3 protein-coding genes and 1 pseudogene are annotated in these 4,160 nt (G+C 73.3%); 3 read left to right on the top strand and 1 reads right to left on the bottom strand.

All coding sequences use genetic code 11. The features are described 5' to 3' along the window. Nucleotides 1-92: 92 nt before the first annotated feature. Both WMJ97_RS14520 and purQ read left to right on the top strand, forming a co-directional pair. Nucleotides 93-1,250, top strand: a pseudogene (locus WMJ97_RS14520) (phosphoribosylaminoimidazolesuccinocarboxamide synthase). Next, nucleotides 1,247-1,918, top strand: coding sequence for a phosphoribosylformylglycinamidine synthase subunit PurQ (purQ, locus tag WMJ97_RS14515; RefSeq protein WP_347349721.1), 672 nt, complete (start codon nt 1,247-1,249; stop codon nt 1,916-1,918). The pseudogene WMJ97_RS14520 and the gene purQ overlap by 4 nt, the downstream one beginning before the upstream one ends. Before the next feature lie 75 nt (nt 1,919-1,993). Here purQ and WMJ97_RS14510 read toward each other — a convergent pair whose 3' ends face one another. Beyond that, complete coding sequence (locus tag WMJ97_RS14510; protein WP_347349720.1) at nt 1,994-2,911, bottom strand: BadF/BadG/BcrA/BcrD ATPase family protein; 918 nt, start codon at nt 2,909-2,911, stop codon at nt 1,994-1,996. Between the two features lie 257 nt (nt 2,912-3,168). Here WMJ97_RS14510 and WMJ97_RS14505 point away from each other — a divergent pair. Next, nucleotides 3,169-4,160, top strand: a 992-nt coding sequence (locus WMJ97_RS14505; protein ID WP_347349719.1) for a hypothetical protein, incomplete at its 3' end; no start/stop codon positions are given.

Below are 4,160 nucleotides of genomic sequence, written 5' to 3'. Positions count from 1 at the left end.
CGCACACGGGGTCCGCCTTGAGCTCGAGCGCGGGCGTGCTCACGAGGTGTGCGGACGCCCGCGGAGGCGCGCGCACGCACTAGGCTGCCCGGGTGAGCGATCCGTTCGGACTCGACCTGCCCCTCCTTCACGCCGGCAAAGTGCGCCGCCTGTACGACTGGCCCGCCGACGGCGACCAGCCGCGCATGCTGATGGTCGCCACGGACGCCATCTCGGCGTACGACCACATCCTCGCCACGCCCATCCCCGACAAGGGGGCGGTGCTCACGCAACTCTCCCTGTGGTGGTTCGGACGCCTCACGGGGCTGGCGAACCACGTCGTCTCCACCGACGTGCCCGACGCCGTCCGCGGGCGCGCGATCGTCGTGGAGAAGCTCGCCATGATCCCCGTCGAGTGCGTCGCGCGCGGCTACCTGACCGGCTCTGGCTGGGCGGAATACCAGGCGTCCCGCACCGTCTGCGGCATCGGCCTGCCCGACGGACTGCGCGACGGCGACCGTCTCCCCGAGCCGATCTTCACGCCCGCCGTGAAGGCCCCGCTCGGCGAGCACGACGAGAACGTCTCGTTCGAGCGCATCGCCGAGCTGCACGGAGCCGAGACGGCCGCCGAGCTGCGCGACGCCACCCTCGCGGTCTACTCCGCCGCGGCCGACATCGCCCGCGAGCGAGGCATCATCCTGGCCGACACGAAGTTCGAGTTCGGACGCCGCCCCGACGGCACCCTCGTGCTGGCCGACGAGGTGCTCACGCCCGACTCGTCCCGCTTCTGGGACGCCGAGGCCTGGCGTCCGGGGGAGTCGCTGCCGAGCTTCGACAAGCAGTTCGTCCGGGACTGGCTGACGCGCGAATCGGGCTGGGACAAGGCGTCCGACACCCCGCCGCCGCCCCTCCCGGACGCCGTCCGCGACGCCACCCGCGCCCGTTACGTCGAGGCGTACGAGCGCCTCACCGGGACGCCCTTCGACCCGGCCGGGCCCGCGGCGTCCTCCACCGATAGGATCTGAGCCATGGCGCGAGTGATCGTTGACGTGATGCCGAAGCCCGAGATTCTCGATCCGCAGGGCAAGGCGGTGACCGGCGCGCTCAAGCGCCTCGGGTTCGAGGGCCTGACGGTCCGGCAGGGCAAGCGGTTCGAGGTCGAGCTCGACGGCGACGCGACGCCCGAGCGGCTCGACGAGGTCCGGCAGGCCGCCGAGAAGCTGCTGGCGAACACGGTGATCGAGTCGTTCGACGTCCGGGTGGATCAGTGACCAGGATCGGCGTCGTCACCTTCCCCGGCTCGCTCGACGACCACGACGCCGCCCGCGCCGTGACCCTCTGCGGGGCGGAGGCCGTGCCGCTGTGGCATGCGTCCGACTCGCTGAACGGCGTCGACGCGGTCGTCCTGCCCGGCGGCTTCTCCTACGGCGACTACCTGCGCTGCGGCGCGATCGCGCGGTTCTCGCCGGTGATGGCGTCCGTGATCGACGCCGCGAACGCGGGCATGCCGGTGCTGGGCATCTGCAACGGCTTCCAGGTGCTCTGCGAGTCGCACCTGCTGCCCGGTGCGCTGATCCGCAACGACGTCCGCACGTTCGTCTGCCGCGACCAGTTGCTCCGCGTCGAGAACACCGCCACGGCCTGGACGTCGGAGTTCACCGAGGGGCAGGAGATCGTCATCGTCCTCAAGAACGGCGAGGGCGCGTACACGGCCGACGACGAGACGCTCCGCATGCTGGAGGATTCGGGGCGCGTCGCGTTCCGCTACCTCGGCAACCCGAACGGCTCCCGCAACGACATCGCGGGCATCACGAACGAGCGCGGCAACGTCGTCGGCCTCATGCCGCATCCCGAGCACAACGTCGACCCGCTCACCGGGCCGTCGCTCGACGGGCGTCCGTTCTTCGCGAGCGTCCAACGGTTCCTCGCGGCCGTCTGAGCCGGCCGACGAGCAGAAAGACAGGGACGCCGCCCGCGTGGGCGGCGTCCCTTGCTGTCTGAGGCCGGGCGGGGGTCAGCCGCGCTCGGCGAACGAGACGTGGTCGTACAGCGGGTGGTGCCCGTCGAGGGTGAGGAGGGCGGCCGTGCCGTCGACGATGTCGCCGACCGGCTCGGTGAGGGCGAACGAGGGCCACTGCAGCGTCAGGTAGTCGACGAAGCGGTTGCGCAGCCGGTCGGACTCGAAGACCTGCCCGAGCACCGCGACCTTCGGCGTCTCCGGGCCGTTCAGCCCGACCCGGCGCAGCGCCGCCTGCACCGCCTCCGACAGGTGCGCCGCCGCCTTGTCGATGATGTTGGCGGCGACCCGGTCGGTGCTCGCCAGCGCGTTCACCTTCGTGGCGTAGGACGCGATGCGCGACACCTTGTTGTCGTCGGCCTGGATCGCGAGGTAGGCCTTCTCGAGGTCGGGGAAGTCCTCGGCGAACAGGTCGGTGAGCGCGGTGAGCCTGCGGCGTCCGTCGTAGCCGCGCAGGGCGGCCTCGAACGCGGTGCGCCCGATCCAGAACGCGGAGCCGGCGTCGCCGACGATCCAGCCCCAGCCGTCGACCCGGGCCATGCCGCGGGGGCCGACCCCGAGGCAGATCGTGCCCGTGCCCGCCGCGATCATGGCGCCCTGCTGCTCGCCGAGGCTGCCGAGATAGCAGGTGATCGAGTCGTGCGCGAGCGCCACCCGGACGATGCCCAGCGGGGCGAGTTCGTCGATGATGTCGTGGGCCGTCTCCTCGGCGAGCCCGCTGGAGCCGATGGCCAACTCGCTGGGCGCGATGTCGGGGTGCTCGGAGAGGAAGCGCTTGACCGTCGCGACCCACTGGCCGGGCAGCGGGCGGTCGGTCAGGACGCCGGGGTACCGCGCCGTGACGTACCCGTGGTCGGCGGTGGCCCGCAGCTTGCTGGTGCTCTGACCTGCGTCGAGCGCGATGGAATGCCTCATGCCGCTCACCTCGCTGTGGTACCCGCCGCGGGGGCGGCGGTGTTGACAAAAGCCCCCGGCGGCTTGCCGGTGGGTGCAAGCCTACCGAACGGGGCGTCGGCGGGCGGCGGCGTCCTCGGGTTGGAGCCTTCTGCATGGCGCGGGACCGCCCGGGTCTGACGGGATCACACGCCGACCGGGGCGCGTGGGGCGTGGCTGGCGCGGGGCGCCGCTCGGTAGGGTTGGTCGCGAACGGACGCCTGATAAGGAGGGTCGACATGGAGTGGTGGGGCTGGTTGATCGTCGCGATCGTCGTGATCGCGCTGGTCGTGTTTCTGGTCGGGCGGAGCAGGAGGTCGTCGTCCGCGCCGGCGGCGCCGGAGCGCGCCGCGACCGAGGGGTCGGCGATCCCCGACGGACCGGCGCCGGGCACGGTCATCGACGCCCCCGACGACGGTGGCACGACCGTCGTGCCCGACGAGCCGGAGGCCCGTCGCGCGGTGAGCGAGGAGGCGCGCCCCTCCGAGGGCGACGCCGCGCCGCGGCGAGCGCGGGAGGATGTGGTTGCGGAGGACGTGGCGGCGGACGCCGGCGCGAGCGGTGCCGAGGACGAGGAGCCGCGACCGGAGGCGTCCGGCTCGTTCGGGGCGGCGGCGGAGGAGCCGGCGTTCGAGGGCGAGGAGGAGCCGCTGGGTGCGCCCGTGGAGCAGCGGGACGTCGATTCGGCGGGGGCCGAGCACGAGACCGCGGAGGCGTCCGACGGGCAGGCTGAGGAGGCCGCGCAGGCGTCCCCGGCGAGCATCGCCGACGAGCTCCGCCGCACGGTGCCGGCCGCCCCCGAGACCGAGGAGTACGCGGTCGCGGAGGAGGAGGTCGCCGAGCCGGCGACCCAGCCCGAGGACGAGTCGCGCGAGCCGTCGGCGGGGCTGCGCGACCACGCGCCGGTCGCGCCCGAGGTCGTGGCGTTCCAGGAGTCGGAGGCGGCGGCCGAGGAGGCGCCGGTCGCGGAGGGCCTCCATGACGAGGAGGCCCAGGTCGACGAGCAGGCCGAGGCCGACGAGCAGGCCGAGGCCGTGATCGACGGGGAGGCCGCGAACCTCGAGGTCGCCCCGACCGCCGAGTACGAGACCGCCGAGGAGATCGCCGCCGGTGGGGCGCAGCCCGAGGATGCCACCGAGCCGGCGCCGGAGGAGTCCGTCGAGGTCCCCGAGGCGGTCGAGCCCGCGTCCGCGGAGCCGGAGCCTGCTCCCGCAGAGCCCGAGCCGGAGCC

Source organism: Nigerium sp. (assembly GCF_039811905.1).
In the GTDB taxonomy this organism is placed as follows: Bacteria; Actinomycetota; Actinomycetes; order Propionibacteriales; family Propionibacteriaceae; genus Propioniciclava.
Note: the sequence above shows the minus strand (reverse complement) of the source record. Positions and strands in the feature narration are given on the sequence as shown.